This is a genomic window from Streptomyces asiaticus, from assembly GCF_018138715.1.
Lineage (GTDB): Bacteria > Actinomycetota > Actinomycetes > Streptomycetales > Streptomycetaceae > Streptomyces > Streptomyces asiaticus.
Genome location: NZ_JAGSHX010000001.1, coordinates 965447 through 991719, shown reverse-complemented (window position 1 = coordinate 991719; position 26273 = coordinate 965447). Strand labels below are relative to the sequence as shown.

Below are 26273 nucleotides of genomic sequence, written 5' to 3'. Positions count from 1 at the left end.
TGGGCTTGGAGGACGAACCTGTACCGCCAGCGCCGAGACCACCCGCCGCTGCCCCGTTCTCCCGAGACAGCACGCCTGGCCGGGATGCCCCGCAGGGCCTGCCCGCGCATCCGAGTGATCCAGGCCTCACAGAAGCGCTTTGTTGCCAACCAGCATCAACTTAGCTGCCCGCGACAGGGGTTTCTGGCTACATCGGAAGGCTGGGAGGTTGTCTCAGGGGGAGGACTGGCCGCGTGATGCTGCCGATCAACGTAGCCTTCCTGCTGTCGGTCATCATCTACGTCCGGCTGCCTCGCCGGACCCAAGCCCGCAGCCGCAACGACGAGCTGCTGACTGTGATTATCGTCATGACCTTCGGAGTTCTCATCGCCCCCACGGCCTTTAACGCAGTCCTTGCCCGCAACAGCATGGCAGCGCGGGCAACTCCGCTTGATCCAGTGTCGCCGCGCCACCTGCTCGTGCGATGGCGGCTTTCGCTTTGACCGCGCCACGGGCTGCGCGGGCTCCGAGGTCGGGCGGGCAGTTTGCGCCAGCGGCCTGCCGATGTCCGCCCGCGTCTTCCAGGCGGTGCTCTGCTTCTGCTGATGGGAGTCGATACGGTCACCGGCCTCTGTCGCAGCGTGCACGGGTTCCTTCACCAGTTTCCGCATCGTCCCCAGAGGCTGATCGGTCCCGCGGTGTTGCAGAGTCGCCAGCAGTGTCTGTGCACGGTCAGCTGCTCGTTTCGACCGGTTGTCCTCCTGTTCCGCTCGCTTGGCTGCTGCCTCGGCCTGCCGTTGTTCCGCGAAGGCATCCAGACATTCGACCGCCGCCTCCGCGATGGCGTTCTCGGCTTCGGTGCGGTCGTGGCTCGCGGTCGCGTTCATACGCACCAAGAGCTGATGGACGTGCGTGGCGTTCAGTGCGGTGACAGCCTCCTCCAGGTGGGAGAACAGCTCCCGCCGCACCTCGGTCTGGACCTCCAGCCAGCGCTCCGCGTCCGAGACGGCGGCTGCCAGCTGGGCCTGGATCTCCCCCTCAACGCCGGTCAGGTCCGCGATGTCGCGGCACACCCGGGTCACAACGAGGACGGACTCCACCCTGCGGGCGTCGGCCAGCTTGCGCAGAAGCACCTGCGCTCGAGCGTGCGCGTCCGGGACCTTCCTGACCTTGCCTACTGCCCACCGGGAGACGCGTCGGGTGCTGCGGGAACGCACAATCTGCTCCACTGCCGGCGTCGATAGACCTCGCTCCGTCATCTCGCACTCGTCCCAGCGCGAACCACTCGATGGGCCGCGCGAACGCCTCGGTGCCAATGCGGACCCGTCGGGCGGTGCCTTCGCTGTCCAGGCGGATGCGGTGGACGTACCAGCGGCGGATCAGAGTGTCCCGGTCCACCGGCACCGACATCCCCGGCACCGGCTCGCTGCCCTCGTCCCACACCGGGGCCACCGCCTGGTCCAGATGCACCCGCAGCCCGCCGCGCCGCCAGCGGATGTCGACCACGGATCCGACCGGCACGCCATCGGGCTGGGCGAAGTCGAAGCGGGCCCGCTCGCCCCGGTCGTGAAGCCAGGTGGCGGCCGCGGCCTTCACCGGGTGTGAGTCGTTGGCGTACAGGAAATCCCGGTGAGAACGATCACGGTTCGGTCGGCACGAGCGCGCTGACCCGGTTCTCGTACTCGCGGCGGGCCTTGCGCTGGGCCGGGACCGCGGGCACGCCCTGGCCGCCGTCGAGCGGTTGGCAGAGGGCGAGGAGCCGGCAGTGCACGGCCGGGACTACGGTGACGCGCAGGGTGTAGCCCTGGCCGCGCCGCACGACTACCCCCTGGGCGAGCGCGGCCCGCTCGGCGGCCTCCAGCTCGGCGGTGCGGAGGAAGTCGGCGACCTTGCCCGGCATGTCGAGGGTGACCAGCAGCTCCAGGGCCGGGGCTTCCTCCTCGGCGGCGGTGTGGTCGGGCAGGAGGTCGGCGACGGCCGTGCGGATCGCGCCGCGGCTGCCCCGGTGGTCGCGTGCAAGGGCGGCGATCAGCGCCGCATCCACGCGGCGGGCGGCTCCCGCGACGGTGGCGTGCAACCGCTTGTCCGCGACCGTCCGGACCTCCGACACCTGCCGGGCCGGCACGCTCACCCCCGGCAGCAGCACCCGGTTGCGGCGCAGCCAGCCCACCGCCTGGTTGAACAGCGCCTTCGGCCCCTCGGCGTGCGTCCACGCCCGCCCGTGCAGGAACGTACGGAACCGCCGAGACCACTCCCAGTCCTCGTACTCGTGGTACTCGTAGGCGTCCCGGATCTCCCACGCGTGCTCGTAGGCCGTCTTCGGCCGCTCGGTGTACCGCTTCACCACCGACGGGTCCTCGATGCCGAGCTGCGCGGCCAAGTGCTCGACCACCGGCCACGGGGCGTCGAGTGGATCGTCCGGGAGGAACCGGCCGATGTAGCGCACGGTGCACATCTGAAGCGCGAAGCCCAATTGGTGATGCGTGGAGCGCCGCAACGCAATCAGATCGCGGTCGACGTCGTCCAGGAAGAAGAACCGCTCCAGCTCAGGGCGGGTCGGCTCCTCGGCGAACTTCCCGTACGCCTCAGCCTGCTCATCAGTCAGAAACTCCACCGGCACGAGCGGACCGTAGCCAGCGCCGGTACCCGCCCGGCGATCTTTCCGCGAACCCCAGCGGAGCCTCCAGCCGGTGTGCCGGCCGACCATGATCGTTCTCAGCGCCAACCGCTGCACCGATGTTCCCCGAGGCCGACATAGCTGAGCGTCGGCGTGCTCGCGGTGGGCGCGGACGGGTACCGGGCGCTGGTCTCCTACGGCGAGATCCTCCCCGGGCTCCGGCAACCGGGGCGCGATCCTGGCCGTCGAACAGGACGGGGCACCGCCGGCCCGACCCCGGCTGGTCGTGACCGGCGAGGTCACCGGTGGGCGCGACGTCAACGACGTCGTCGAGCTGGACGTCGTGCGCGTCGAGCCCACCGGCTAACCCCGAGCGACCTCAGCGGTGTGCGCGGGGGTGTAGCGCTCGCCCATCACCTGGTCGCTCAGCGGGTCCAGCGCGGCCAGCGCCTCGGCGTCCAGGGTGAGCTCCAGCGCGGCCGCGTTCTGCTCCAGCCGGGCCGGGCTGCGGGTGCCCGGAATGGTCGCCACCGCCACCCCGAGCCGCTCGGCCTGGGCGTACACCCAGGCCAGCGCCACCTGGGCCGGGGTGGCACCCAGCCGGTCGGCCACCTCGCGCACGGTCTGCGCGATCTTCTCGTTGGCCTCGCCCGCCTCACCGGCGAAGCGGGGGTTGGTGCGCCGGAAGTCCTTCTCGCCCAGCGTGGAGCGGTCCAGGTTGCCGGTCAGGAACCCCCGCCCCAGCGGCGAGTACGGCACCAGCCCGACCCCCAGCTCGGCCATCACCGGGGTGACCGCCTCGACGTCGCGGGTCCACAGCGAGTACTCGCTCTGCACCGCCGTGATCGGGTGCACCGCGTGCGCCCGGCGCAGCAGCTCGCCGTCGACCTCGGACAGGCCCAGATGGCGGACCTTGCCCGCCTCGACCAGCTCGGCCATCGCCCCGACGGTCTCCTCGATCTCCACGTCCTGGGGCGGGCGGTGGGCGTAGTACAGGTCGATCACCTCGACGCCCAGCCGCAGCAGCGAGGCGTCGCAGGAGCGCAGCACGTAGTCCCGGGCACCGCGGATGCGGCGTGCCCGGTCGCCGGCACTGCGGTCGATGCCGAACTTGGTGGCCAGCTGCACCTGGTCCCGGCGGCCGTGGATGGCCCGGCCCACCAGCACCTCGTTGTGCCCGGTGCCGTAGGCGTCGGCGGTGTCCAGGAACGTGATGCCCAGCTCCAGGGCCCGGTCGATGGTGGCCAGGCCGCCGTCCCAGTCGGCGGCGCCGTAGCTCTCGCTCATTCCCATGCACCCCAGGCCCATCGCGCTGACGGTGAGACCGGGCGAGCCGAGCGAGGTTCGGGTGATCATGCGCGGATACTCCTCCTGCCCGGCGGACCGGGCGGTACCTTGAGCACTGAAGAACGCCTCCGAAACTAGGACTTGGAGCGCACTCGAAGTCAAGCCGGAGGACCGGCCCCCGCCGGCGGGTCAGGCGCGGCGGGAGCGGGTGAGGGTGAAGCGGTCCACCGGCAGCAGGTCGCCACAGGGCCCGGACACCGCGTATTTCCCGGCCGTCCTCACCAGCGGGTGCAGCGGCCCGGCGGCCGGACCTTCGTGCGGGCCATGGTGTCCCCTTCTCTTACCGGTCCCGGGTATCTGCGCGGGACCTCCGCTTCGACGACGAACGGCCCGACAGGTCGGGTGCGTCGCCCGTCACTCCTCGTCTTCGCCGTCCTCGACGGCGTCCGGGTCCCGCAGCGGGCGCAGGCCCTGGCCGGGGCCGCCGGCCTCGATGTCGAACAGGTAGCGGCCCAGGAAGTTGATGTGCCGGTCCTTGAGCGGAGAGAGGCGGGCGACGTCCTCGTCCTTGATGTCGTGGCCCTCGGCGCGGAGCTGGACGACGGCAGCGTCCAGGTAGCGGGTGTTCCACAGGACGACGGCGTTGAGGACGAGGCCGAGGGCGGCGAGCTGGTCCTCCTGGCCCTCGCGGTACGCCTGGCGGATCTGGCCGCGGCCGCCGTGGCAGATCGCGCGGGGCGAGGGGGTGGCGAGACTCCTGCACGGTGAGCTGCCGGTTCATCAGCCGGCGGTAGGTGTCGTCGACCGGGTCGACCAGCGCGAGCAGGTGCATGGTCTTGTCGATCCGCCCGTACTCGGCGAACGCGGCGCCGAGCGGGATCGGGTGGCCTTCACGCCCGAACATCCGCAGCAGGTCGTACGCCCGGACCTGGTTGGTGATGAGCGATCCGGCGACGCGGAGCATGTCCGGCCAGTGCGTGGCGATCCGCTTGAGGTTCACCTTGTTGCAGGTGACGGCCTCCAGCGGCCCGTACCCGGCGGCCGACGCCTCACCGTCGGGCAGGTCGGCCCGCCAGAACCTCTGGTCGGCGAGGTCGCGGAAGCGCGGGGCGAAGCGGAAGCCGAGCATCTTGTACAGGCCGAAGGCCATGTCGGAGTACGACGCGTTGTCGGTCGCGACCATCTCCGGCTTCACCCCGCCGTCAAGGTTCAGCAGCGTGTCCAGCGTGTCGAGGCTGTCGCGCGGGGTGCCGCGTACGACCATCGCGCCGATCCCCGCGACCTGGTCATTGACGGCATTTAGCCAAGTCACGCCCCGTTTATATCCATAATATTTTGGCGAGGGCCCGGTGTTGATGCTCGTGACGGGGACGACGAACCGCAGGCCGTCGACGGAGGCCAGCAGCCCGCCGCCCCACATCTGGGCCAGCTCGATGCGGGACCGGGCGGTGATGAGCGCGGCGTTCGCCGCGGCGATGGTGTCGGCGCGCAGGTAGTTCTGGTCGACGTGGGACAGCCGCGAGCGGGTCAGCGCCTTGTTCTCCGGGTCGATGACCGGGGTCAGGCCGATGTTGCAGCTCTCCGCCACCAGCAGCGCGACCACGGAGACGAGCAGGCCCTCCATGCGGGGCGCCGCTCGGAGACGCGGCCGAAGGCGTCGAGGAACCCGGTCCAGGAGTGGACCTCGAACAGCAGGTCCGGCAGGTCGATCCCCGGGAGCATCGCCTCCGTGGTGGCCTTCAGCCAGGTCAGCGACTCCGGCTCGCCCACCGCGCCGAGCTTGTCCACCGACAGGCGGGCGCGTCCGCCGCCCTCGGGGACGACGATCTCCACCTTCGCGTCGGCGCCGGCCTCCTCCAGTCGGTCGGCCATCTGCCGCCACGCCGCGTCCAGCCCCCGGGTGAGCTGGGCCAGGCGCTCCTCGGCGTCCTCGGCCAGGGACAGGCCCGCGAGCACATCCGCGCGCATCGCCTCCCACCGCGGCCCGTCCAGCAGCCGGGCGCGCGGGTCCGCCCACCGGTTCGACGGCGAGGCGAACACATCGCGCCGGTTCAGGGCGCGGTGCAGCTGCTCCAGGACGCACACCACGTACGCGTCGCGGTCGACCGCGCCCTGCGGCAGCTTGGCGCCTGTGAACACCGCGCGCTTCCACATCGCCGGCACCAGCTCGGCGTCGACTTCGCGGGAAAGCAGCAGCCGGTCCTTGACCCGGCGCCGGGACAGCGCGGGCAGGCGGCGCACCGCCTTGAGGATGCGCCGCCCGGCCGGGGCGGCGCCCAGCGCGTCCGACTCGCCCAGCAGGGACAGGAACGGGCGCACGGCGTTGTAGCGCAGGCCCGGCTTCTCGCGCATCGCCGCCTCGGCCGACCCGTCGTCCTCGGGCACCAGGGCCTCGACGGTCGCCACCGCGCCGGCCACCGCCGTACGCGGCACGGCCTCCTCGACCGCCACCCACAGCGCGGCGACGTCCAGGTCCGCCTCGTGCTCGGCGACCAGGTCCAGCTCCTCAGTGAGGATCTTCAACGCCTTCCCCCAGGATCCGGGCCGCCTTCTCCAGCTGCGGAAGCATCGCCAGACGCTCCCGGTCCAACGCCCGCCGCGCGGGGCTGATCAGCCGGTTCGCCATCAGCACCGCGAACAGATCCAGCGCGTCGTCAACCGCCTGCGCCTCCAGCTGCCGCACCACCGCCGTCAGCAGCGCGGTCCGCCGCGGCTCCGGCGCCCGATCGATCGTCTGCGCCGTGCTCAGCTGCCCGTACCGGGCCAGCGCCGACAGCCGGTTCACCGGCACCCGCGACAGGTTCACCCGGCCCAGCGCGAACGCGGAGATCTCCTCCACCCGCTCCATCGCCCGCACCATCGCCGTGCCCGTCGACTTCACCGGCGGAGTGCGCAGCCGCTCCAGCTCCGAGACCCGCCTGCCCTCCGGCACCACCAGCAGCTCCGCCAAGGCCGGCGCGAGCGCCGCATCCGCCCGGACCGTCGCCCGGGCCACCGCCTCGCACAGGCGCCGCTCGGCCGCCGTACGGGCCTCCGACACCTGCCGGGCCAGCACCGAGACACCCGGCAGCAGCACCCGGTTCTTCCGCAGCCACGTCACCGCGTAGTTGAACAGCGCCACCGGCCCCTCGGCGTGCGTCCACGCCCGCCCGTACAGGAAGCTGCGTAACTCCCGCCCCCACGTCCGGTCGGTGAAGTCCCGGTACCTGAACCGCCTCTGGATCCCGTCCGCGTGCTCGTACACCGTCGAGCGCCGCTCGGCGTACCGCTTCACGCACGAGGCGTCCGCGATGCCGAGCTGCCCCGCCAGGTACTCCACGGCCTCCCACGGCACCGCGAGCGGGTCCTCGCCCAGGAACCGGCCGACGTAGCGGACCGTGCAGATCTGCACCGCCATGCCCAGCCAGTGCGCGTCCGTACGACGCAGCGCGATCAGATCACAATCGTCATCGTCGAGGAAGAAGAACCGCTCCAGCTCCGGGCGCGTGGGCACCTCGGAGAACGTCCCGTAGGCCTCGGCCTGCTCATCAGTCAGAAACTCCACCGGCACGAGGCGGGCCGTAGCCAGCGCCGGCACCCGCTCGACGAGCTTTCCGTGAACCTCAGCGAGGCCAAGGACGTCCAGCTCGCCCGCATCGCGCACCGCCAGGAAACAACACCGCATCAGACGTTCCCGATGAGCGAGGCCGACCTGGATACCTGGCGGGAGCAGTTCCAGGAGCCTGCCGCCGCCGAACTCGACAGCAGCGAGATTCCCACCCCACCGGCGGGCTGGCCGAGCTGGCCGGACTCGACGCCTCACCGCCTACCGTGCACGAGCTCGTTAGAGGTCGACGCGGGCCTTTTCCTGCTACGACGCTGGGCGCAGGGCGGGGTTGAGGCACTGCGGCGGCGTCCGGCCACCGGGCGGCCACCCAAGCTGGATGACGCCCAAGTCAAGCTGGTTCGGACCGCGTTGGAGCAAGGCGCCCAGGCGCACGGTGCCTGCCGAACCCGGCCTGCTCCTGAACGTCTACATCGCGCCCGCCGGCACGGCGACCGCGGACGGTCTAGCCCTATTGGCGTCGTGGGCGGCTGGCCAGGAGAGGCTAGCGACCGAGATTCAAGCACTCAGCTGATATTTCTACCTTTTCAGTCCGTCTGAGTCAGCGCCCGGGGTCGTGTCCGGTGCGGGAAACGACGGCCGGACCATCACCGTCCGCAACCTGCTGCAGCACACCAGTGGCCTGGCCGACTACATCTACGACGTTTCCCCCGACCCCAGTGCCCAGACCTACTTCGCCAACCGGTGGCGTGCCTACAAGCCCGAAGAGCTGGTGGACCTTGCCATGCGCCATGAACCTGCCTTCCCACCAGCCACCACTGGGCATACCCCAACACGAATTACGTGCTCGCCGGAATGATCACCGAGAAGATCACAGGCCGCACCTGGGAACAGCAGGTCCACGACCGCATCCTGCGCCCGCTCGGCCTGCAGCACACCGACACCCCCCGACACCTGGCCCTTCCTTCCGCATCCGCACACGGCCAACTACCAGCAGTTCACCGTGAACGGCCCGATGGTCGACACCACCATCCCCTACCGCCCCTTCGACAGCGGGGCCGACGGCTCGATGACCGGAACGGCCCGCGACCTCAACCGCTTCTTCGCCGCACTGGCAAGCGGACAGCTGCTGAAGCCCGCCCAACTCGCTGCCATGCGGACCACTGTCCCGGTGCCGCAGGACAGCGGTCACCCGGAAGGCACCCGGGACGGCCTGGGCCTGTTCTTCACACCCCTGTCCCGCGGCGGCGGCTACCTCGGGCACGGAGGAAGCGGCTTCGGATATGTCATCCGGGCAGCGACAACCGTGGACGGTCGACGCACCATCACCGTCGAGGACCCGTCATGACCGCTGCCACCACCCACATCACCCCCAGCGCCGCTCCAGCGCCGGGGGTCTCCCGCCGGACCGATGTCGCACTGTGGGCCACCCAGATCGCCCTCGCCCTGTTCTTCGCTGTCGCCGGCGGCGTCCCGAAGCTGGCCGGGATGCCGGCCGCCGCCGAGTCATTCGACCGAATCGGATACGGCGACTGGTTCATATACCTGGTCGGCGGCCTGGAAGTGGCCGGCGCCATCGGCCTGCTGGTCCCACGCCTGGCCGGTCTCGCCGCCTTGGCCCTGACCGGGCTCATGGCGGGCGCCGAGATCTTCCTGTGGGCCTACTTGGACACCACCTTCTGGTACACCCCGCTCATCCTCGCCGCGATCCTCGGCTGGATCGCCCACAGCCGACGCCGAGCGACAGCCGCACTCTTCCGACAGCTCCCGCACCGCGCCCTCAGCCGCCGCTAGTGTCGGCAGCTGGCCGGGCACCACTCGATGACCAGGAACGCCCCGGGAGGTGCGCACCGGGCCGGGGTCTGGGCCCGCTGGGCCCACGCGGTTCAGGCCCGCCCTCTCGGCAAGACGATCCTCGCGGTGCTGGTCATGGCCGCGGTCTCACCACCTGCGTTCTCACTGCATCTGGGCAGCTCGGACGCGGCTAACGACCCTAAGACCACCACCCGCCAGGCATACGCCTCGATGGCCTAGCTAGGGCTTCGGGCCGGGCTTCAACGGCCCGCTGCTGCTGGTGGCCAAGGCACCCACGTCGCAGGACCAGGCGGCGCTGAGCCATCTGGTCACCGAGGTGAAGGGCATGGACGGCGTGGCACAGGTGGACGCGGCACCGATGAAGCCGGGACAGAGCGTCGGCACCGTCCGGGTCGTTCCCACCACCTCTCCGCGGTCGGTCCAGACCTCCGACCTGATCACGCACCTGCGCGACCGGGTGATCCCGCAAGCGGAACACGGCAGCGACCTACAGGTCTATGTCGGCGGCTCCACGGCGAGCTCGGACGACTTCGCGAACGTGCTGACCTCCGAGCTACCGGTCTTCCTCGCCATCATCATCGGTCTGGGTGGCCTGCTGATGATGATCGCCTTTCGCAGCCTGCTCGTATCGCTGATCGGCGTGGCGATGAAGCTGCTGGCGATGGGCGGCCTTCAGTGCGATCGTCGCGGTCTTCCAGTGGGGCTGGGGGTCCGACACACTCGGCGCGGGCGCCGCGGGGCCAGTCGACGCCATCGCGCCCGTGATGATCATCGCGATGGGCTACCCAGGCCTCGCCACCACCGCACCACCGCACAGCACCTCGTCGCCGTCATAGTCGCCCTCGCAGGCATCCAGGCCCTCGAGCACGCCGAGGGCCACGGCCTCGGCCGCATCGAGCGTGCCCAGCGCCAGACGGCGGCGGACATCGGTCTCGTACTGCTCGATGACCGGCTCGATCAGGCGGCTCGTGGCCTCGTACACGTCGGTGTACCCGAAGCCCGGGCGGTGGCCGGTGCTCAGATGGTGGATATCCAGAGCACGCAGGGCCTGCTCGGCCTCGGCCGCCGTCCCCTCCTGAAGGGCTTGTCCCACACCGGTATCACCGCCCGGAACCTGGACGTACGGCTCCCATGGGAGCACGCTCGGGAGCGCGGTCCGATACACGACAGGCCCGGCAGCTGTCTTGCCCCGCGTCCCTGAGCGCGGGGTCCTCCAACCGGTCCGGGAAGTAGTTCACTTCCTCCTCATCCCAGGGCCAATTCGACGGCACACGCGTGAACTCCACCGAGTACCGCTTGCATGTTGTTCTTGCTACTCACTACCTGGACAGCTTCCTCCGGGACTCATCCGTCCCAGTAAGGCTGTCCAGATCAGCGGGGAACTTGAGGGCGAGGACCAGGACGTGATGTGGGCGTACTGTTTGTGGTGAAGCGGGCTTTGACTGGGAGGACTCATGGGCTCCCTGGAGACACCTATGGGTGTGGATGCACGGGATAGGCTGCTCGCCACCGCGGCACAGGATGTCGTACATGCGCTGAGAGCTTCGGCGGCGACGGTGTATCTTGTGCGACCGGAACCACCGAAATTGATGCTGATAGCCGCGGCAGTGGTGGTTAGCCCCCTCGGAGTGGGACCTATTGAGCATATACCGGCAGATGATCCGGTATATGCGACGGCGGCCGCTTATCGGTCCGGTGATACGGCGACGGCGCATTCGATCGATTTCCTGGGAGAGCATCCCGAGGAAGCGATTTCCATGCCGTTTCCTTTTACCGCATTTTCGGCCCCCGTCGGCGGGGTAGGGGTGATGACCGCGTTTTGGATCAATGGCCCCAGAGAGCCGACAGCAGAAGAGAGGCGGCAGCTCGCGGAGGTGTCCGGCAGTCTGGGGCGCGAGCTGGAGCAGCTGGCTGCCCAGCGGGTGCCCATGACTCCTCCGGCCGTGCCGCGGGTACACGCTGCGGAGTCCGGGCTGGCTGAGGGCCAAGGAGCAGCGGCCGTTGACAACGCGCCGCTCGTCTATCACCTGCATCGGCTCGCCGTGCAGCTCAACCACGTGTCGGACGGCCGGGAAGCTGCCGCGTTGGCCTGCGCGCGGGTGATGTCCGCGGTGGACGCGGACGCGATGGCGGTGACCCAGGTAAAGGGTGACCGGCTCGTCATTGCCGCTGCCGAGGGCTGCTCGCACTTGTTCCTGCGGAGCTGGAAGGGCAATTGCTCATCAGTGCTTCAACGCCCGAGGCGAGGGCGATGGCGCACAGGCGGCAACTGACCTATGCACCGGGAGCGGCACTGACACGCGGCCGGGTGGGGACAGGGGACCGTGACGATTACGCCTGGGTGGTGCTGCCACTCCTAGGGGGAAGCGGGGTCGTGGTGGGCACCTGCTCGATCGGCAGCGAGCAGCCAGGCATCTCGAAGACCGCTCCATCTGCGCTGGCCACGCTGCTGGGACAGGCGCTGGAACGCACGGCGGCGGACGGCGCCCGACACGCCCTCGCACAGCAGCTTCAGAGGACCCTCTTGCCGCGGGTGCTGCCGCAGTGTGCAGGCATCCGCAGCACGTCCAGATACGTGCCGACCGGCGGGATCGACCTGGGCGGCGACTGGTATGACCTGGTGACACTGCCTGATCAGCACAGCGTCACCGCGCTGGTCGGTGACGTCCAGGGGCACGACATTCAGGCGGCTGTGGTGATGGGCCAGCTCCGGGCGGCCATGCGAGCCTACGCCACCGAGGGCCACCACCCCGGCACCATCCTGGGGCGGATAAACCGCTTTCTCTGGGAGAGTAGTCATTTGATGTGCACATGTGCATGCATACAAATCGACTTGGATACCGGCGTCGCTCAGCTCGCAACCGCCGGACATCAACCGCCTATAATCCGCAATCCCGCGGGTTGCTATTGGAATTCCAATTGCGGCCTGGACATAGGCGTACCACTGGGAGTCGATCCCGATAGCTCATATATGGTGACCGAGGCCATTTTGGAGCCGGGCACACTGCTGGCCCTCCACACCGATGGAGTGATCAGTCAAGAGGAAACCCAGTCGGACATCATGGAGGCCGCTATTAAATCCTCCGGGGCTGATGAGTTGGAAACTCTGGCAGACGAGCTGATCCGCCGCCGCAGCAATCGCATGACCGATGATGCAGCGCTGCTGCTGCTGCAATTTGAGGGTCCTCCTGCGCATGCGCGCATTCGTCAGCTTGAAATCACGCAGAATGATTTGCGAGGTGCTCATCGCGCTCGTTCTGCCGTCCATGGCTGGCTGCATGAGTGGGAGATGGACCATGTAGCCGAAAAGATGGAGCTACTGGTATCCGAGATGGTCACCAATGCGCTGATTCATGCCGCCACCGACGTGCATGTGTGTGTGCGCGGATACTCGGACTGTGTGCGTGTCGAGGTGCGGGACAGTGACGTGCACCCGGCACGGCCGGACACCTCGCCCCTGCAGGACGGCGATCCTGCGGAGAGCGGCCGCGGGTTGCTCATCGTGGATGCGCTGGCAGACCGCTGGGGCAATTCGCCCAGCGGCCGGGGAAAAACGGTGTGGTTCGAGGTGGCGGCAGAGCCATCGTGTCCGTAACGCTGGCTGGGGCATCCGGTTGATCTTGCCCAGACGGGCGTGGGCCTGTTTTTCAGCTCCTTGCACCGGCCACTGTGAACGCGCGTCTCACCGGCTGGCAAACACGGCATTCGGTAAATGTAGGTCGGTTCTGGATCACATAGTCACGCTCCGGCTCCTTTACCATAAGTGACCTGCGCTTGGCGGCAACCTGCCTGAGGTGCTGTGTTTGCGCAGCTCGATACGCGGCTTCCCCGCGGAAGTGCGTGCGATCGCGGTCGCGGAGCAGGCGTGCCGGAGGGTGACCTTCGACAGGCCGCGGTAGCGGGTTCGGCGCAGGCCCGTGGCATCGAGGACCTGGTTGATCGCGCCTTCCACGCCGACGCGCAGGGCGTACTCGGCCTGCCACCGGTCGGTGGTCTGCTCGGCGCGGACGGAGCGTACTCACGAGGGATTCGCGGTCTGCACCAGTGGCGTATTTTGCCCGATGTGCATACGCGCCCTCTACTGGTCGCGGATCGACGCCCTCTACTCCAGCTGCGACTAGAATGGCCGAGGACAACGAATTTGGTGATGCCCTCAGCATGAGGACTTCGGAAAGCCCGCAGCGCGCGGAGCATCACCGTCGGGCAGATGCACCTCCCGTTGGGGTGGCGTGGACGGACAGGCTCGACGGCATCCGTACTGACACCCTTCCCCCGCGCTCAGGGGTTCCGAATGGATCTGAACACCATCGAGACGGTCGTCGAGGCACCTACCCGTGCCGAGCAGTCGGTGTGGCAAGCGGGCGACGCCTGGCTTGCCGGCGGCACGTGGCTGTTCTCCGAGCCGCAACCGGAATTGCACCGCCTCATCGACGTGAGAGGTTTCGGCTGGGCACCGTTCAAGACCGACGCCGATGGGCTGGAGATCGCCGCGACGTGCACGCTGGCGCGACTCGTCGAAATCCCGACGCCCGCGGAGTGGACTGCGACCTCGCTCCTGGACCAGTGCCGTCAGGCGCTGCTGTCTTCGTTCAAGGTCTGGAACGAGGCGACCGTGGGCGGCAACCTCTGCCTGTCACTGCCTGCCGGCTCGATGATCTCGCTCATGGCGTCTCTCGACGGCGTCTGCACCATCTGGACCCGCGAAGGCGGCGACCGGCAGGTCACGGCCACCGACTTCGTCACTGGTCCGCAGCGCAACGTACTCAGACCCGGTGAGCTGCTGCGCTCGATCACCTTGCCGGCGTCCGCGCTGCGCTGCCACACGGCTTTCCGTCGGATCTCGCCGGCCCCGCAGGGCCGGTCCGCCGCACTGGTCATCGGCAGGCGGTCACCCGACGACGGTGCGTTCGTGCTGACAGTGACCGCATCGACCGTGCGTCCGGTCCGGCTGGCTTTCCGCGGGGTACCCGGGCCGGGCGAGCTTCACGCCGCCCTCGACCAGGCGATCCCGCCGGAGCTCTACCACCGCGACGTGCACGGAGCACCGGCGTGGCGGCGCCACATGACTCTCCGGTTCGCCGAGGAGATTCGGTCAGAACTGTCATCACTCGGTGGGTGAGGCCGATGAAGATCGAGGTGAACGGTGAGATCTTCAGCGAACCAGCGCGCCCCGGGCAGTGTTTGCGGAGCTACCTGCGGGATCTCGGCTGGTTCGGGGTGAAAAATGGCTGTGACGCGGGCGACTGCGGCACGTGCACCGTGCACGTCGACGGGCAGCCTGTGCACAGCTGCCTCTATCCCGCGTTTCGCGCGGCCGGCCATCGGGTGACCACGGTGGAAGGACTCGCCCGCGCCGGGGATCTCCATCCGGTCCAGCGCGACTTCCTGTCCGCCCAGGGCTTCCAGTGCGGCTTCTGCACAGCGGGCATGATCACGACGGTGGCCGCACTCGACCCCGCCCAGCTGCAGGATCTCCCCAGGGCGCTGAAGGGAAACTTCTGCCGGTGCACTGGCTACCGCTCGATCGAGGACGCCGTCCACGGGATCGTACGAGTGGAGCAGGATCCGGGAGGGGAGCCGTTCGGGCGGAACCTGCCGGCGCCCGCCGGCCGGCAGGTAGTGACGGGAACGGTCCGTTACACCCTGGACGTCCCCGTCGATGGCCTACTGCATATGAAGCTGTTGCGCTCCCCGCACGCGCACGCGCGGATCACGGCGATCGACACGAGCGCCGCGCGTGCCGTTCCCGGTGTGCACACTGTGCTCACCCACGAGGACTCACCGCCACGGCTGTACTCGACGGGGCGGCATGAGGACCCCAAGGGCGATCCCGCCGACACACGGCTCTTCGACGACGTCGTCCGGTTCGCCGGGCAGCGGGTCGCGGCCGTCGTGGCCGACACGGTGGCAGCCGCGGAGGAGGGCTGCCGCAGGCTGGCCGTCACCTGCGACCTGCTACCGAGCGTGTTCGACCCCGAGGAGGCGATGACGCTGGGCGCCCCCGTGCTCCACGGCGACAAGGGGACCGAGCAGTACATCGCGCACGCGCAACGCAACATCGCCGATCAGGTGCACGGTGACATCGGCGATGTGGAGGCGGCCTTCGCGGAGGCCGATGCGGTGTGCGAACGCACCTACGTCACCCAGCGTATCCAACACGCGCACCTGGAGACCCACGCCTCGATCGCCTGGCTGGACGAGTCCGGCTGCCTCACCGTACGGACGAGCAGCCAGGTGCCGTTCCTCACCAGGAAGGCACTGTGCACCCTCCTCGACCTGCCCACGGAGAAGGTACGGGTGGTGTGCGGCCGTGTCGGCGGCGGCTTCGGGGCCAAGCAGGAGATGCTCACCGAGGACGTCGTCGCGCTGGCCGCGCTGCGCACCGGGCGCCCCGTGCAGCTGGAGTTCACGCGGGAGGAGGAGTTCACCGCGACCGTCACCCGCCATCCGGTCAGCGTCCGCGTCAAGGTGGCCGCACGGCGCGACGGCACGCTCACGGCCGTGCAGTTGCGGGTCGTCTCCGACACCGGGGCGTACGGCAACCACGCCTGCACCGTGTCCCGCTCGTGCAACGAGTCGATCGCCGTCTACCGCTGTGCGAACAAGAAGGTCGAAGGGTGCGCCGTGTACACCAACCACATGCCCTCCGGCGCTTTCCGCGGGTACGGGCTCAGCCAGACGATCTTCGCCGTCGAGTCGGCGATGGATGAACTCGCCCGCGCGCTCGGCATGGACCCGATCGCCTTCCGGGAACGTAACGTGATCCGGCCGGGCGACGCCGTGGTGAGCTTCAGCACCGAGCCGGATGACGTCGAGATCGGCAGCTACGGCCTCGACCAGTGCCTGACCCTCGTCGACACGGCATTGCGCCGCGGCAACGGCGTTCAGGCGCCGCCGGGCGAGGAATGGCTCGTCGGGCAGGGGACGGCGCTGGCGATGATGATTACAAGTCCGCCCCACGGGCATCGAGCCGAGGCGCGGATCGGACTGCTGCCGGACGGCCGCTACCAACTGGCCGTTGGCAGCGTCGAATTCGGCACCGGCACGACGACCGTGCACCAGCAGCTCGCCGCGAGCGTGCTCCACACGAGTCCCGACCGGATTCTGATTGCGCAGGGTAATACGGACCAGGTCGGCTACGACACCGGAGGGTTCGGCTCGACCGGGACGGTGGTCGCGGGCCTGGCGTCCGCCCGTGCTGCGGAGTCACTGCGTGAGAGCATCATCGCTGCCGCTGCCGACCACGTGGGCGGCGAGCGGTCAGCCGGTGAGCTCGACGAGGACCAGGTGTGCTGCGACGGTGTGCGAATCCCGCTCGCCGAGCTCGGGGTGGCGACCCAGGCCGCCGGCAGGGAGCTGCGCGCGACCGGCACCTGCGAGGGCTCCCCGCGTTCGGTCGCCTTCAACGTCCAGGGCTTCCGGGTCGCGGTCCATACCGGTACCGGTGAGATCAGGATCCTGCAGAGCGTCCAAGCGGGCGACGCCGGCCGGGTCGTCAATCCGATGCAGTGCCGTGGACAGATCGAGGGCGGTGTTGCGCAGGCCCTGGGCGCGGCCATGCACGAGTCGTTGGTGATGGACGAGGAGGGCCACGTCACCACGGCGACTTTCCGTGAGTACCACATCCCGGAGTTCGCCGATGTGCCGCGGACGGAGGTGTACTTCGCCGACACCGCCGACGCCCTCGGTCCCCTGGGCGCCAAGTCGATGGGCGAGAGCCCCTTCCTCCCGGTCGCTGCCGCCTTGGCCAACGCGGTGCGGGACGCCACCGGGGTTCGGCTCGGCACGCTGCCGATGACGCGTGATCGGGTCTGTCTGGCCATCGCTGCCTCCCGCGGCACACCCGTCGCGCCTGACGAGGTCCGGGCAGACGGGCCAGTCGGGCACGCCCCGGCCTGATCGCCTCGTGCGACGAAGGCGGCCTCGGCGTCGTCGGCCGACTTCGGCAGCGGCGGCCCGGGAGAGCCGTCACTCTTCTGCGGATGGTCGGGACAGTGGGCCGGGTGGATCACCGGACGTCCCGGCAGAGCCAGTTGGTGACGGGCGGAACAGGGACAGCGCCACACGTTGGGCGTGCTTTTTCTGGTCGGTACGTCGGTGTCCTGCGGTTGCCCGGTAAACCCGGGGGCGCGCGTGTGCTGCGGGCACAACGCCTCGTCTGCGTGAACACCTCCTGGGCCCATCGGACCTTCGCCGAGCAGATACCGGGCCTGACGCGCCGCCACGCCCGCCGGACGCAGTCGCTCACTGCCCTGCTCACCGACGCGCCGCTGCGGGCGCGGCAGGTGTGCGAGGCGATGGACATGGAGGCTTGTTCACCCAGCCGCGGCCGTAGCCGCCCGGCGACGCCGCGGCCAGCGCGCTTACCCCCCCGAAACAGCGAAACGGACATCAGTCCACGTACTGCCCTCTCGGTTCTGTGATGCCCTGACGGCCGCGCCGGTATCGGTGTAGCGCTACCAGGTGCCTGCGGTGCGGTGCAGATCGTCGAAGCTTGTGTGCAGGTGGTGGCCGAGGGCGCCACGCTGTGGGTCGGCCAGCCACCGGGCTGAGGCGAGCCGGTACGCGGCGACGGAGATGGTGGCGGTCAGCGTGGCTGCCGGGTCGTAGATGCCCCGGGTGCGCAGTGCGTCGGCGATCGCCTCACCGAGGGCTGCCATCTTCGCCCCTTCGCGTTCCTGTAGATCGGTATGTGCGTCAAGGATGTGCCTGCGGCGCTGTGACGCGTCCCGGCGCTGGTCGAACCAGTCACTGGTGGCCGTGAATGCCGCGAGGACCGCGTCGAGCGGGGACTGCTCCGCGGGTGCCACGCCCACCGCTTCGCGGATCTCGGCGATGAACCGGCCCTGATCAGGGAAAAGCACCTCACGCTTGTCGGCAAAGTGGTGATAGAAGGTGCGCTCGGTCAGGCCAGCTCGCTTCGCGATCTCGGCGACTGTCGTCCGTTCGTAGCCGCGCTCGGTGAACAACTCGATCGCGGCTTCCTGCAGCCGTTCCTGCGCGCCGGCCGGCCATCGTCCCATGGCACGCAGAGTAGTGATTACAGAGACTGCAATCAAGGTGTACGGTGATTTCAGAACCTGTAATCACCGTGGTGCTGCGGGACAACGGCTGCGCCGGATCAGGTGAAGGAGCTCGTGATGGAGGCTGCCGGAACGCGGGTCGGAGTATTCCTGGGAGGCACGTTCGCGCAGGAACCCGGCATGACCAACCTTGTGGACCGTGCCGTGGAGCTCGCGCACGAGGTGGCCGACGCCGGTGTGCGCACCGTGTGGTTCGGGCAGGCGGCGGATTACGACGCGCCCCAACTCGCGGCGCTGGTGAGCCGGGCGGAGCCCCGGGTCTACGTAGGCACCTCGGTCGTGCCGATATATCCCCGCCATCCTCTGCTGCTCGCGGCGGCGGCGAAGACGGCGCAGGCAGCTACCGCAGGGCGGTTCCGGCTCGGTGTCGGGCTCGGCGCACGCACTGTGCTCCAGCCGCAGTTCGGCCTGGCGTATCCGCCGCAGATCCAGCACCTGCGCGAGTACCTCACCGCGCTGCGCCCGCTGCTGGACGGCGACAACACCGCCTTCGAAGGGGAGACGCTGGCGTCGCGCCCGGTCGGCTCGACGGCCGTGGCCGGGGCTTCCCCGGCGGTCCCGGTTCTGGTGGCCGCGATGGGTCCGCGGGCCCTCGCGGCTGCGGGCGAGTTGGCCGAGGGAACGATTCCGTTCCTCGCCGGGCCCTACACGCTCACCGAACAGATCGTGCCGGTCATCACCGAAGCCGCCGCCGCGGCCGGGCGGCCAGCCCCGCAGATCGTGGCCGGGGTGCCCGCGGTGGTCACCGACGACGCCGCAGCCGCCCGCGACCGCGTATCGGCTGCCCTCGGCTTCTACGACAGCATCCCGTCCTACCGGAAGGTCATCGCGACCGAGGGACTGTCGAACGCGGCGGACCTACTGATCGCCGGCGACGAGGACATCGTCGCCGCCGGTTTGCGCCGCTATCTCGACGCCGGGGCCACCGAGGTCATGATCACCCACACCGACCTCTTCGACGCGGAAGATCGCCAACGGACCTGGGCTATCACCCAGCGTCTGTGAACCGAGACCGAACCGGCTATACCGCCCGACTCCTTCTGCCGTGACAGCGATGTGATTCCCCATCGGCAGATCCCACTGACAGCCGGTGCGGCCCTGGTGGAGGAGCGCGTTAACGATCTCCCACATCTCGTACCGACCCTGGTGGCCACTGACCGAACGGTGTGCGGCCTTCCACGCGGTGATCACCGGCTTGATCTGCGCCCACTGCTCGTCGGACAGGTCGGTCTTGTAGGGCTTGCGCTCGCTCACGGTGTTCAGCCCAGCGCGCCCGAGCCCGCCGCCCGGCTGGGCTGTCGCAATCCCACACGCCCAGGTGACGACAAAACACCCGCCAACTCGCATACCGCCCTCTGATGAGTACTCCCAGTCGATGGACGACTGGTACCACTCGCACAGTCTTGCCAGCTCCTCCCGCGTGGCCGCACTGATAGACAGCCGTTCCAGCACGCAGGGGGAACCGTGGGGACCGTCGACGTCGTCCGGCCACGCAGGGGTGTACGGAACGCCGACCTCGAAGAAGAAGCGCAGGTGATAGGGCATAGAGCGCCCTCAGCGCGGTGGGAACGGGGCCAGACAACGATCCCACTCGTCCGCCGCCTGGCGCAGGCCAGCGGCGGCGGCCTTGAAGTGAAGATCCGGCTGTGCGCCCGCCAACATTGCTCCACCGACGGCGCGCAGCCACGGCAAGATCTGGCGCGCCTCATCGGTCAGTAGGCAGGGGTCAGCGAAGGACCAACTGCCCTCGGGCGTGGTCACCTCACCCCCGGTAACCAGCCAATTGTCGTCATACTGGTCGCCGCTGACCACCGGGAACTGATAACGCAGCGGACGCAACTTGATGCGATGTTCGTGATCAGCGAGTAGCACCACCCAAGGATGGCAGGCCGTAGCCGGAGGTTCAGACAGACGAACCGACCGCCGGCCCGCCGTGGTCGGGGCGCCGGTCAGGGCGTGTCGCCGCAGTAGTAGAAGCGGCAGATCACACCCGGGCCCGGTGTGCGAGGCTCGCCAGGGCGCGGGTCGTACAGCGACCGTCCGCCGGGAAACTGACCGAGCTCGGTAGACAGAGCCGCGCCACGGTCGACTTCCCCTGGCCGCCAGCCGGTGATGTCCAGCAGCAACCCATCCAGCGGCCCGCCTATGAGCGCGGCATAGGTCTGGTACGGGAGCGGGCCTGGGTCAGGGTCATCGTGGTCACAGCCGTAGACCCGGCCGCGCAGCAGCTGCTCATCGCCATTCATCCATCCAGCGTTCCAGCCGCCACCGACACTGATACTCGTAAGCGGTTCTGGCCAGAGCCGCCACGTCACCGGCCAGGTCCCGCCGGGCCCTGTCGTTGCCGCCGTGGAGCTCCCCCTTGAACTCCAGGTCGTAGGACTCGCAGACCGCGTTCGTCTTCGGGGCGGCGACCTGAGCGTGTGAGACCGCGTCCAGCCGGGCCCCGAAGAGCCCTTCCAGACGACGGGAGCGAAGAGCGACCATGACGCCCGATGTTGCCCGAACCACCCCCATGTGTCACAGGATTAAACAGATTACCCACCGGAATCGACGCGGGGCCGACTGCGCGCCCAGCGCTTCCGGTGGCGGGCGTGCGGCCCGAAAACGTGTAGGTGCCGTCCCAAAACCTGAGTCGTGAGCGACGCATCTCGCGATCAGGCTCGGGCGCGGGTAATGGCAGAGCCCAGAGGCAGGTGCGTCTCCGGCCAGTCCGCGGTCCGCTTGCGGAGGCGGCTTCCGGCACAGCCTCCAACTTTCGCTCAAGTCGCATGTCACACATCGCAGCCCTCTGTGCACTTCTATACGTCGATGGCGGTACGAGGAGTTACCGCCGCAGAGTGATGTGAGGAGCCGCATGGAGATCGCGGTCGCGACAGCTGTGGGAACGGCGTGTGTCGCGCGCCTGCTGTACGTGTGGATCGGCAACCGTCTCCCCGCAACCCGGGCGATGGGCTGGGCCGCCATCGGTTTCGGGCTGATCGACCTCGCCCTATTGCTCTACCCGCTGCGACTCGCCGCCGCCTGGCCCGCCATCATGCTGATGATCCTGGCCGGCTTCCCCGGCGCACTGATGGTCACCTCCGTGATGACTCTGTTGCAACGCCACACCACCGACAGCCACCGAGGCCGCGTCTTCGGCGCACTCGGCGCGGCCGAAGGCATCGCGATCGTCGCAGGCACCTGCACGGCCGGCTTCCTGGGCCAGTCCCTCGGCATCGTCCCCGTACTCGCCGCGCAGGGCGCCGGTTACATCCTCGCCGGAATGCCCGTAGTGGTACTGCTGCGCCATGACGGTGCAGGACACACCGCTCCTGAGCGTCGCACGCACAAACCGGCAGTCGGGCAATGAGGCGCGCTGGGCGCCACGACGCCCATTTCGGCGGACCGCGGGTGAGGAATCACAGGGAACACATCTGTCCCACCCACTGGGGCGGGATACTCGCTCTCCGGGAAAGTCATCACCAGACCGGGCCGTCTGGTTCGTACCGGTGCAGGACATCACTGCCTGGCCAACGCGGCCAGCCCAGCCGACGACAACCACGAACCCGTACACGGAGTGGCAACCGTCCAGGACACGCCCACGGGTTCCGGCGTTCCCACTTCCAGGAATCTGCGAGCTCACACGCTTTGAACCGCTCCAAGGCCGATCAGGACCCGGCCGAGTGACTTCCCTACGATCCGGGAGCCCCCTGCCGGTATACCGAGGAGTGGACCGTGGTGAAGTCCCGCTGGGGGCTGTCAGTGGACCCGGGCGAAGTGACCGCGCTCACCGACCTCGCGGACAGCTGCCGCGACGCCCGCATCACCTACACACCTGCCCGCTGAAGTCAGTAGTCGCGCAGCCATCGCGTAGAGGTACGATCCACCACCAACATGAAACAGCCCAGACGAGGGAGCTTGTGGTGGACACTTCTGCCGGCAACACCAATCTGAAGTCCCAATACGCGGCGCAGATCACCGCCGATCTCGAACGCAACTCAGCCGAACACGAACGCCTCAGCTCCGAAATCACGGCACTGCAGCAGGAACTGTCGGCGCTGGAAAACAACCGGGCCCTCCTGCTCAGCATGCGGCAGGCCCTCGGTGACGAAGCCGCCGGTGACGTACCCGAGAACACCGACGTCAGCAGCTCCGAGAACGGCTCGTCCGCCGCGCGGAAGTCCGCATCGCTGCCAGCAGCACGCAAGCCGAAGAAGAACACCAGCACGACGACCGGCAGGCGGAAGGGGGCAGAGCCCGTCAGGAGCCGCCCCAAGCAGGCACGAAAGGCGGGTGCACCCACGCTCCGGGCCCTCATCCGTGACGACCTCGCCCAGCACGGTGAACCACGCTCGGCAACCGAGGTCACCGCCGCCCTCACCCAGGCTTTTCCGGAGCGCGAGATCAAGGCCACGGTCGTGCGCAGCACTCTGGAGTCACTCGTCGCCAAGGGCGAAGCTCACCGCACCAAGCAGAAGAGGGCCGTCTTCTACTCGACCGCCGCCCCGCAGGCAGCCGCAGACGCGGGTGAGCCCGCCGAGGACTGAGGAGCTACGGGTTCTTCCGTCACGCATGGGCGTTGGGCGTGCCGAGAGTGACAGGGCAGTTTGGCCACGCGCCGCAGCTCTCCAGAACAGCTGGGGAGAGTGCGGTGAGGAGGCAGCACAGCCAACCGCAGCCCAGAGCAGCACGGTGCGCACCCGGGGACATCGGCCCTTGAGCTCGCGCTGCCTTCACTTCGATCGGTTGAGCTAGGTTCCGGCGTGTTCTGCCGGCGCACGGCCCGGACAACAGAGCCGTCCGGGACGGATCCGGCGGCAGTCTCTCTAGAAGTGGCGGCCCATTGACTTGCCCAGCCGTTCCCGCAGCATCCGTTTCCTATCGACTTCGTCGCCGCTGACGGGCGGCGAAGCGGGTGCTGTGCGGTGCGGGCCGGTCCGCAGTTGACTGCCTCGCCGGTCGGTCTATTCGTGGATGCTGTCGGGGCTCGACGGTGCGGGCCAGGTGATAAGGAGGTAGTCCTCGATGGGTTCTTCAGCTGCTCCGTCTGTCGGCGGCCAGTTGGAATTCCCCAGCGGCGGCCACTTGGTGGGGAGTTATCTGGCCGCCGATGTCACTCTGCGTGCTAATTCGTGGCACACAACGGCTGGCGGATGAGGGTGCAGAGGTCTGCCAGTGGGATGCGGGATGCCTCGCCACATGTGGTGTCGTCGAGGCGGGCCGAGGAAGACCGTCTCGACGAGGCCGAGGCCGCCCTCGACGACGGCGTCGACCCCGATGACCCGCGCGTCGAGGAAATCGCCGTACAGCGATACACCCACCACATGGCCTACGACGCCGACCCGGCAGAGGAGGAGGACACGCAGATGAGCGCCTCGGAGGCGGTCACCAAGATGCCCTACGACTTCTCTCCTGCCCGGATGCGCTGCATGGAGCGCGTGGCACAACTCGTCGGCCAAGACGCCCGCACAGACAGTTGATCGCCTGTACCCGGTACCGACGTGTCCGGCATCCCATCGCGTCCGCCTGTACGTGACCGGCCACATCAGGAACCGGTCAATCCGAAAACCGAGAGTGACATCTCAACTGGCCGTACGTGGGGATTCCGGACCGGCCGCTGACAGCCGTCGGGAGCCAGGTCTCGTCCGCGAACGTGGACACGGATTCGGTAACTCCCGCTCAAGATCGGTCAGCCGTGGCGGCGTGCCACCCCACCGTGATCCACTGCCCCGACAATCTTTGAAGGCGGACCTCGTCCACCGCGGCCAACGTCTTCGTCACGAAGCTGGCATCGGCTTGCACGAGACGGGGCGCCCGAGCGGGTCCTCCAGTACCAGTTCGACCAAACACATACGGGGGTGGCCACAAGCTAGGCGGCTTGCTTTTCGGGATCGGCTACTGCGCCCCTGCCATGGGTCTCACGTCCTGTCGATGCTGCGGACCGGCTGTGGATCGTGGATGGCACGCTTGTCCCGGTCCGCGACCGCAAGGTCGGTGCCTCGAGCCGCAACTACCGGTTCTCCGCGAACGTGCAGGTCATCATCGATGCCGACACACGCCTGGTCGTGGCCACCGCCCGCCCGTCCCCGGGCAACAAGGCCGACGCCCATGTGTGGCGCAACTCCGGTCTGCCGGACCAGTGCCGCGGCGTCACCGCGCTCGGCGACGGCGCCTACATCAACACCGGCCTGGTCGTCCCGCACCGCAAACGACCCGGCCGGCCCCTGCTGGCCGGCGAGGAAGCCGACAACGCCGAGCATCGCCGGGTCCGAGCGCGTGTCGAGCATGCGATCGGCCGGCTGAAGAACCGGCCTGGATCAGTACGAGGTCCGCCGATACCCGGGCTGGTACCGGCACATCACATTGGCGGCATGTCCGCAAGGCCCCTACCTCGCCGACGCCCACGACCGCCCAGGCCGCTTCGATCGAGGGACACCCGAGGCACCCTGAGCCTCTCCTGGAGTTTGTCCAGGCACACGGTAGGTGTCCTTTCGGTTACTGACCGGCCTCAGGGGTGATCAGAGCGCGGTGGACTCGGTCCATGGCTATGGCGGCATCCACGGTGACGGCTATCCGCACCGTAGGCCGTTGATCGGGGATGCCCCCGTGGTCAGTGCTGAACTTCCGTTCGTCGATCAGTGTGGCGCCACGCGCATGTCCCGCAAGTTCGACCATGACCTGGCGCTCCTGGTATGTCGCCAAGGACTCATCAACCATGATGGCCGCAGCCAGTGGGTCGTGCAGGACGCAGCCGACGGTGCCGTGAGCGTCACTGTAGAGGGCAACGTAGGTCTCGAGCACCGATGACGCGAAGCGGGCCGCCGGGGCGGCCGCATCCGCGATCCGCTTGAGCCAGGATGCGTCAGCCCATGCGTGTTCGGTCATGTCCAGCGGCACCACGATCAGGTCGAATCCCGCGCGCAGCACCTCCTCCGCTGCCTCCGGATCATGAGCGGAGTTCGCCTCGGCCCAGGCAGTGACATTGCCCGGGACGTGGAACGCACCTCCCATGAACACCACACGGCGCAGGAGTCGCGGGAGGTTCGGCTCCATCCGCAGGGCGAGGACGATGTTGGTCAACGGCGCCAGAGCGAGCAACGTCAGTTCTCCCGGCCGTTGCCGGGCCAGGCGCACCAGCTGCTCCGCTGCTGATTCCGCGCTGACCTGTCGCGGTGATGGAGGCCCCGCCTTGCCACCCAGTCCATCAACGCCGTGGACGAACTCTGCTGTCTGTAAAGGCTGCTGAAGAGGAACCGGATGGCCCAGGGCTACCGGTACCTGATCCAGGCCGACGACGTCGAGCACACGTAAGGCGTTGGCTGCCGCCACGGCAGTGGGCACGTTGCCGTGCGCGGCTCCAACGGCGACGATCTCGACGTCCGGCTGGGCGGCCAGGAACAAGATCGCCCAGGTGTCATCCACCCCGGGGTCCGTATCGATGACAACGGACAAACGGGTCGAAGCGGCAGGTAACATGCACGTCCCCTTTATTTTGTCATGTGGACCTGGCGGCTACTCAGTCTTCGCTTCCACTACTGTTTCGGCATTCGGGCAACAGCGGAACGCTTTTCCCGGTCAGCGGGCTGCCGGACTGTGGGGCAGGCTTGCGCGCGTCCCAGGGCCGGAGAGCACCGACCCGTTGCTCACGTTCGCCGCCCCGCGCCCGGCCGGATCGCCGCGGTCATAGCCGAGGTGCCCGGCCATCTCCACCTCGAGCACGGTCTGCAGCTCCCGGCGCGTCAACGCGGTCATCAGCCCGTCCGCCCCGGTCAGCTGCACACCCTGCTCCATGCTCGGCCCCCGAGGCGTCCAGCTGCTCAGCGAGCAGCGACATGTCAGCCGGCGTCCGACAACGGCCGAACGGCACCAGATCGCCAGAACCCTGCTCCGTCATGAGCGTGAACTTCTTCTCGACCACAAGCAGAAGTCGTGGACATCACGCCGAGTCTGAACACAAGTTCCTGAC

20 protein-coding genes and 6 pseudogenes are annotated in these 26273 nt (G+C 68.6%); 14 read left to right on the top strand and 12 right to left on the bottom strand.

What is annotated here, in order from left to right:
* Positions 1 to 155: 155 nt before the first annotated feature.
* From KHP12_RS53205 to KHP12_RS04085, 4 genes and pseudogenes are all read right to left on the bottom strand, one after another.
* Positions 156 to 1112, bottom strand: a complete 957-nt coding sequence (locus tag KHP12_RS53205; protein WP_167442587.1) for a hypothetical protein — start codon at positions 1110 to 1112, stop codon at positions 156 to 158.
* Between the two features lie 889 nt (positions 1113 to 2001).
* Positions 2002 to 2599 (bottom strand): annotated as a pseudogene (locus KHP12_RS53200) (DUF4158 domain-containing protein); the annotation flags it as partial.
* Between the two features lie 360 nt (positions 2600 to 2959).
* Positions 2960 to 3952: an aldo/keto reductase gene (locus tag KHP12_RS04090; protein WP_086882197.1), complete on the bottom strand. Its 993-nt coding sequence runs from the start codon at positions 3950 to 3952 to the stop codon at positions 2960 to 2962.
* A 345-nt stretch (positions 3953 to 4297) separates the two neighbouring features.
* Positions 4298 to 7433: pseudogene (locus tag KHP12_RS04085) on the bottom strand (Tn3 family transposase).
* A 610-nt stretch (positions 7434 to 8043) separates the two neighbouring features.
* Between KHP12_RS04085 and KHP12_RS50500 the strand changes: the two are divergent.
* From KHP12_RS50500 to KHP12_RS04055, 7 genes and pseudogenes are all read left to right on the top strand, one after another.
* Positions 8044 to 8378 (top strand): annotated as a pseudogene (locus KHP12_RS50500) (serine hydrolase domain-containing protein); the annotation flags it as partial.
* 52 nt (positions 8379 to 8430) lie between these two features.
* Complete coding sequence (locus KHP12_RS50495; RefSeq protein ID WP_308289273.1) at positions 8431 to 8775, top strand: serine hydrolase; 345 nt, start codon at positions 8431 to 8433, stop codon at positions 8773 to 8775.
* On the top strand, positions 8772 to 9221 hold the full coding sequence (locus KHP12_RS04075; RefSeq protein ID WP_086882198.1) for a DoxX family protein: 450 nt from the start codon (positions 8772 to 8774) through the stop codon (positions 9219 to 9221). Before KHP12_RS50495 ends, KHP12_RS04075 begins: the two co-directional genes overlap by 4 nt.
* A gap of 27 nt (positions 9222 to 9248) precedes the next feature.
* Complete coding sequence (locus KHP12_RS04070) at positions 9249 to 9461, top strand: hypothetical protein (RefSeq protein WP_211831457.1); 213 nt, start codon at positions 9249 to 9251, stop codon at positions 9459 to 9461.
* A 40-nt stretch (positions 9462 to 9501) separates the two neighbouring features.
* The gene (locus KHP12_RS04065) at positions 9502 to 10443 is read left to right on the top strand and encodes an MMPL family transporter (protein WP_211831456.1); all 942 of its coding nucleotides are present in this window, start codon (positions 9502 to 9504) and stop codon (positions 10441 to 10443) included.
* A gap of 253 nt (positions 10444 to 10696) precedes the next feature.
* Positions 10697 to 11515, top strand: coding sequence for a GAF domain-containing protein (locus KHP12_RS04060; protein WP_211831452.1), 819 nt, complete (start codon positions 10697 to 10699; stop codon positions 11513 to 11515).
* A gap of 101 nt (positions 11516 to 11616) precedes the next feature.
* Positions 11617 to 12837 (top strand): ATP-binding SpoIIE family protein phosphatase, encoded by a 1221-nt coding sequence (locus tag KHP12_RS04055; protein ID WP_211831451.1) that lies wholly within the window; start codon positions 11617 to 11619, stop codon positions 12835 to 12837.
* Between the two features lie 159 nt (positions 12838 to 12996).
* On the opposite strand, the pseudogene KHP12_RS53195 reads toward KHP12_RS04055, so the two are convergent.
* A pseudogene (locus tag KHP12_RS53195) lies at positions 12997 to 13242 on the bottom strand (transposase); the annotation flags it as partial.
* 291 nt (positions 13243 to 13533) lie between these two features.
* On the opposite strand from KHP12_RS53195, the gene KHP12_RS04045 reads away from it, so the two are divergent.
* Entirely contained in the window at positions 13534 to 14361 is an 828-nt protein-coding gene (locus KHP12_RS04045) for an FAD binding domain-containing protein (protein WP_211831445.1), read from the top strand.
* 5 nt (positions 14362 to 14366) lie between these two features.
* Entirely contained in the window at positions 14367 to 17141 is a 2775-nt protein-coding gene (locus KHP12_RS04040; RefSeq protein WP_211831444.1) for a molybdopterin-dependent oxidoreductase, read from the top strand.
* A gap of 557 nt (positions 17142 to 17698) precedes the next feature.
* Here KHP12_RS04040 and KHP12_RS04035 read toward each other — a convergent pair.
* Positions 17699 to 18265 carry a TetR/AcrR family transcriptional regulator gene (locus tag KHP12_RS04035; protein WP_211831443.1) on the bottom strand — a complete coding sequence of 189 codons (567 nt, stop codon included), beginning with the start codon at positions 18263 to 18265 and terminating at the stop codon, positions 17699 to 17701.
* A gap of 117 nt (positions 18266 to 18382) precedes the next feature.
* On the opposite strand from KHP12_RS04035, the gene KHP12_RS04030 reads away from it, so the two are divergent.
* Complete coding sequence (locus KHP12_RS04030; RefSeq protein WP_211831442.1) at positions 18383 to 19330, top strand: TIGR03564 family F420-dependent LLM class oxidoreductase; 948 nt, start codon at positions 18383 to 18385, stop codon at positions 19328 to 19330.
* 66 nt (positions 19331 to 19396) lie between these two features.
* Here KHP12_RS04030 and KHP12_RS04025 read toward each other — a convergent pair.
* From KHP12_RS04025 to KHP12_RS04010, 4 genes and pseudogenes are all read right to left on the bottom strand, one after another.
* Positions 19397 to 19579 (bottom strand): annotated as a pseudogene (locus KHP12_RS04025) (transposase); the annotation flags it as partial.
* A gap of 300 nt (positions 19580 to 19879) precedes the next feature.
* Positions 19880 to 20200, bottom strand: coding sequence for a WapI family immunity protein (locus tag KHP12_RS04020; protein WP_244202852.1), 321 nt, complete (start codon positions 20198 to 20200; stop codon positions 19880 to 19882).
* Positions 20201 to 20274: 74 nt separating this feature from the next.
* Positions 20275 to 20571, bottom strand: coding sequence for a hypothetical protein (locus KHP12_RS04015; RefSeq protein ID WP_086882205.1), 297 nt, complete (start codon positions 20569 to 20571; stop codon positions 20275 to 20277).
* Positions 20558 to 20812, bottom strand: coding sequence for a hypothetical protein (locus KHP12_RS04010; RefSeq protein WP_086882206.1), 255 nt, complete (start codon positions 20810 to 20812; stop codon positions 20558 to 20560). Before KHP12_RS04010 ends, KHP12_RS04015 begins: the two co-directional genes overlap by 14 nt.
* Before the next feature lie 370 nt (positions 20813 to 21182).
* Between KHP12_RS04010 and KHP12_RS04005 the strand changes: the two genes are divergently transcribed.
* The 4 genes and pseudogenes from KHP12_RS04005 to KHP12_RS03990 all read left to right on the top strand — a co-directional run.
* Positions 21183 to 21677, top strand: a complete 495-nt coding sequence (locus KHP12_RS04005; RefSeq protein WP_211831441.1) for an MFS transporter — start codon at positions 21183 to 21185, stop codon at positions 21675 to 21677.
* A gap of 553 nt (positions 21678 to 22230) precedes the next feature.
* The gene (locus tag KHP12_RS04000) at positions 22231 to 22854 is read left to right on the top strand and encodes a hypothetical protein (protein ID WP_211835154.1); all 624 of its coding nucleotides are present in this window, start codon (positions 22231 to 22233) and stop codon (positions 22852 to 22854) included.
* Between the two features lie 633 nt (positions 22855 to 23487).
* Positions 23488 to 23787: a hypothetical protein gene (locus tag KHP12_RS03995; RefSeq protein ID WP_211831439.1), complete on the top strand. Its 300-nt coding sequence runs from the start codon at positions 23488 to 23490 to the stop codon at positions 23785 to 23787.
* 435 nt (positions 23788 to 24222) lie between these two features.
* Positions 24223 to 24615: pseudogene (locus KHP12_RS03990) on the top strand (transposase family protein); the annotation flags it as partial.
* Positions 24616 to 24802: 187 nt separating this feature from the next.
* On the opposite strand, the gene KHP12_RS03985 reads toward KHP12_RS03990, so the two are convergent.
* Both KHP12_RS03985 and KHP12_RS03980 read right to left on the bottom strand, forming a co-directional pair.
* Positions 24803 to 25783, bottom strand: a complete 981-nt coding sequence (locus tag KHP12_RS03985) for a nucleoside hydrolase (protein WP_211831437.1) — start codon at positions 25781 to 25783, stop codon at positions 24803 to 24805.
* Between the two features lie 99 nt (positions 25784 to 25882).
* Positions 25883 to 26098 (bottom strand): hypothetical protein, encoded by a 216-nt coding sequence (locus KHP12_RS03980; RefSeq protein WP_086882210.1) that lies wholly within the window; start codon positions 26096 to 26098, stop codon positions 25883 to 25885.
* Positions 26099 to 26273 lie beyond the last annotated feature (175 nt).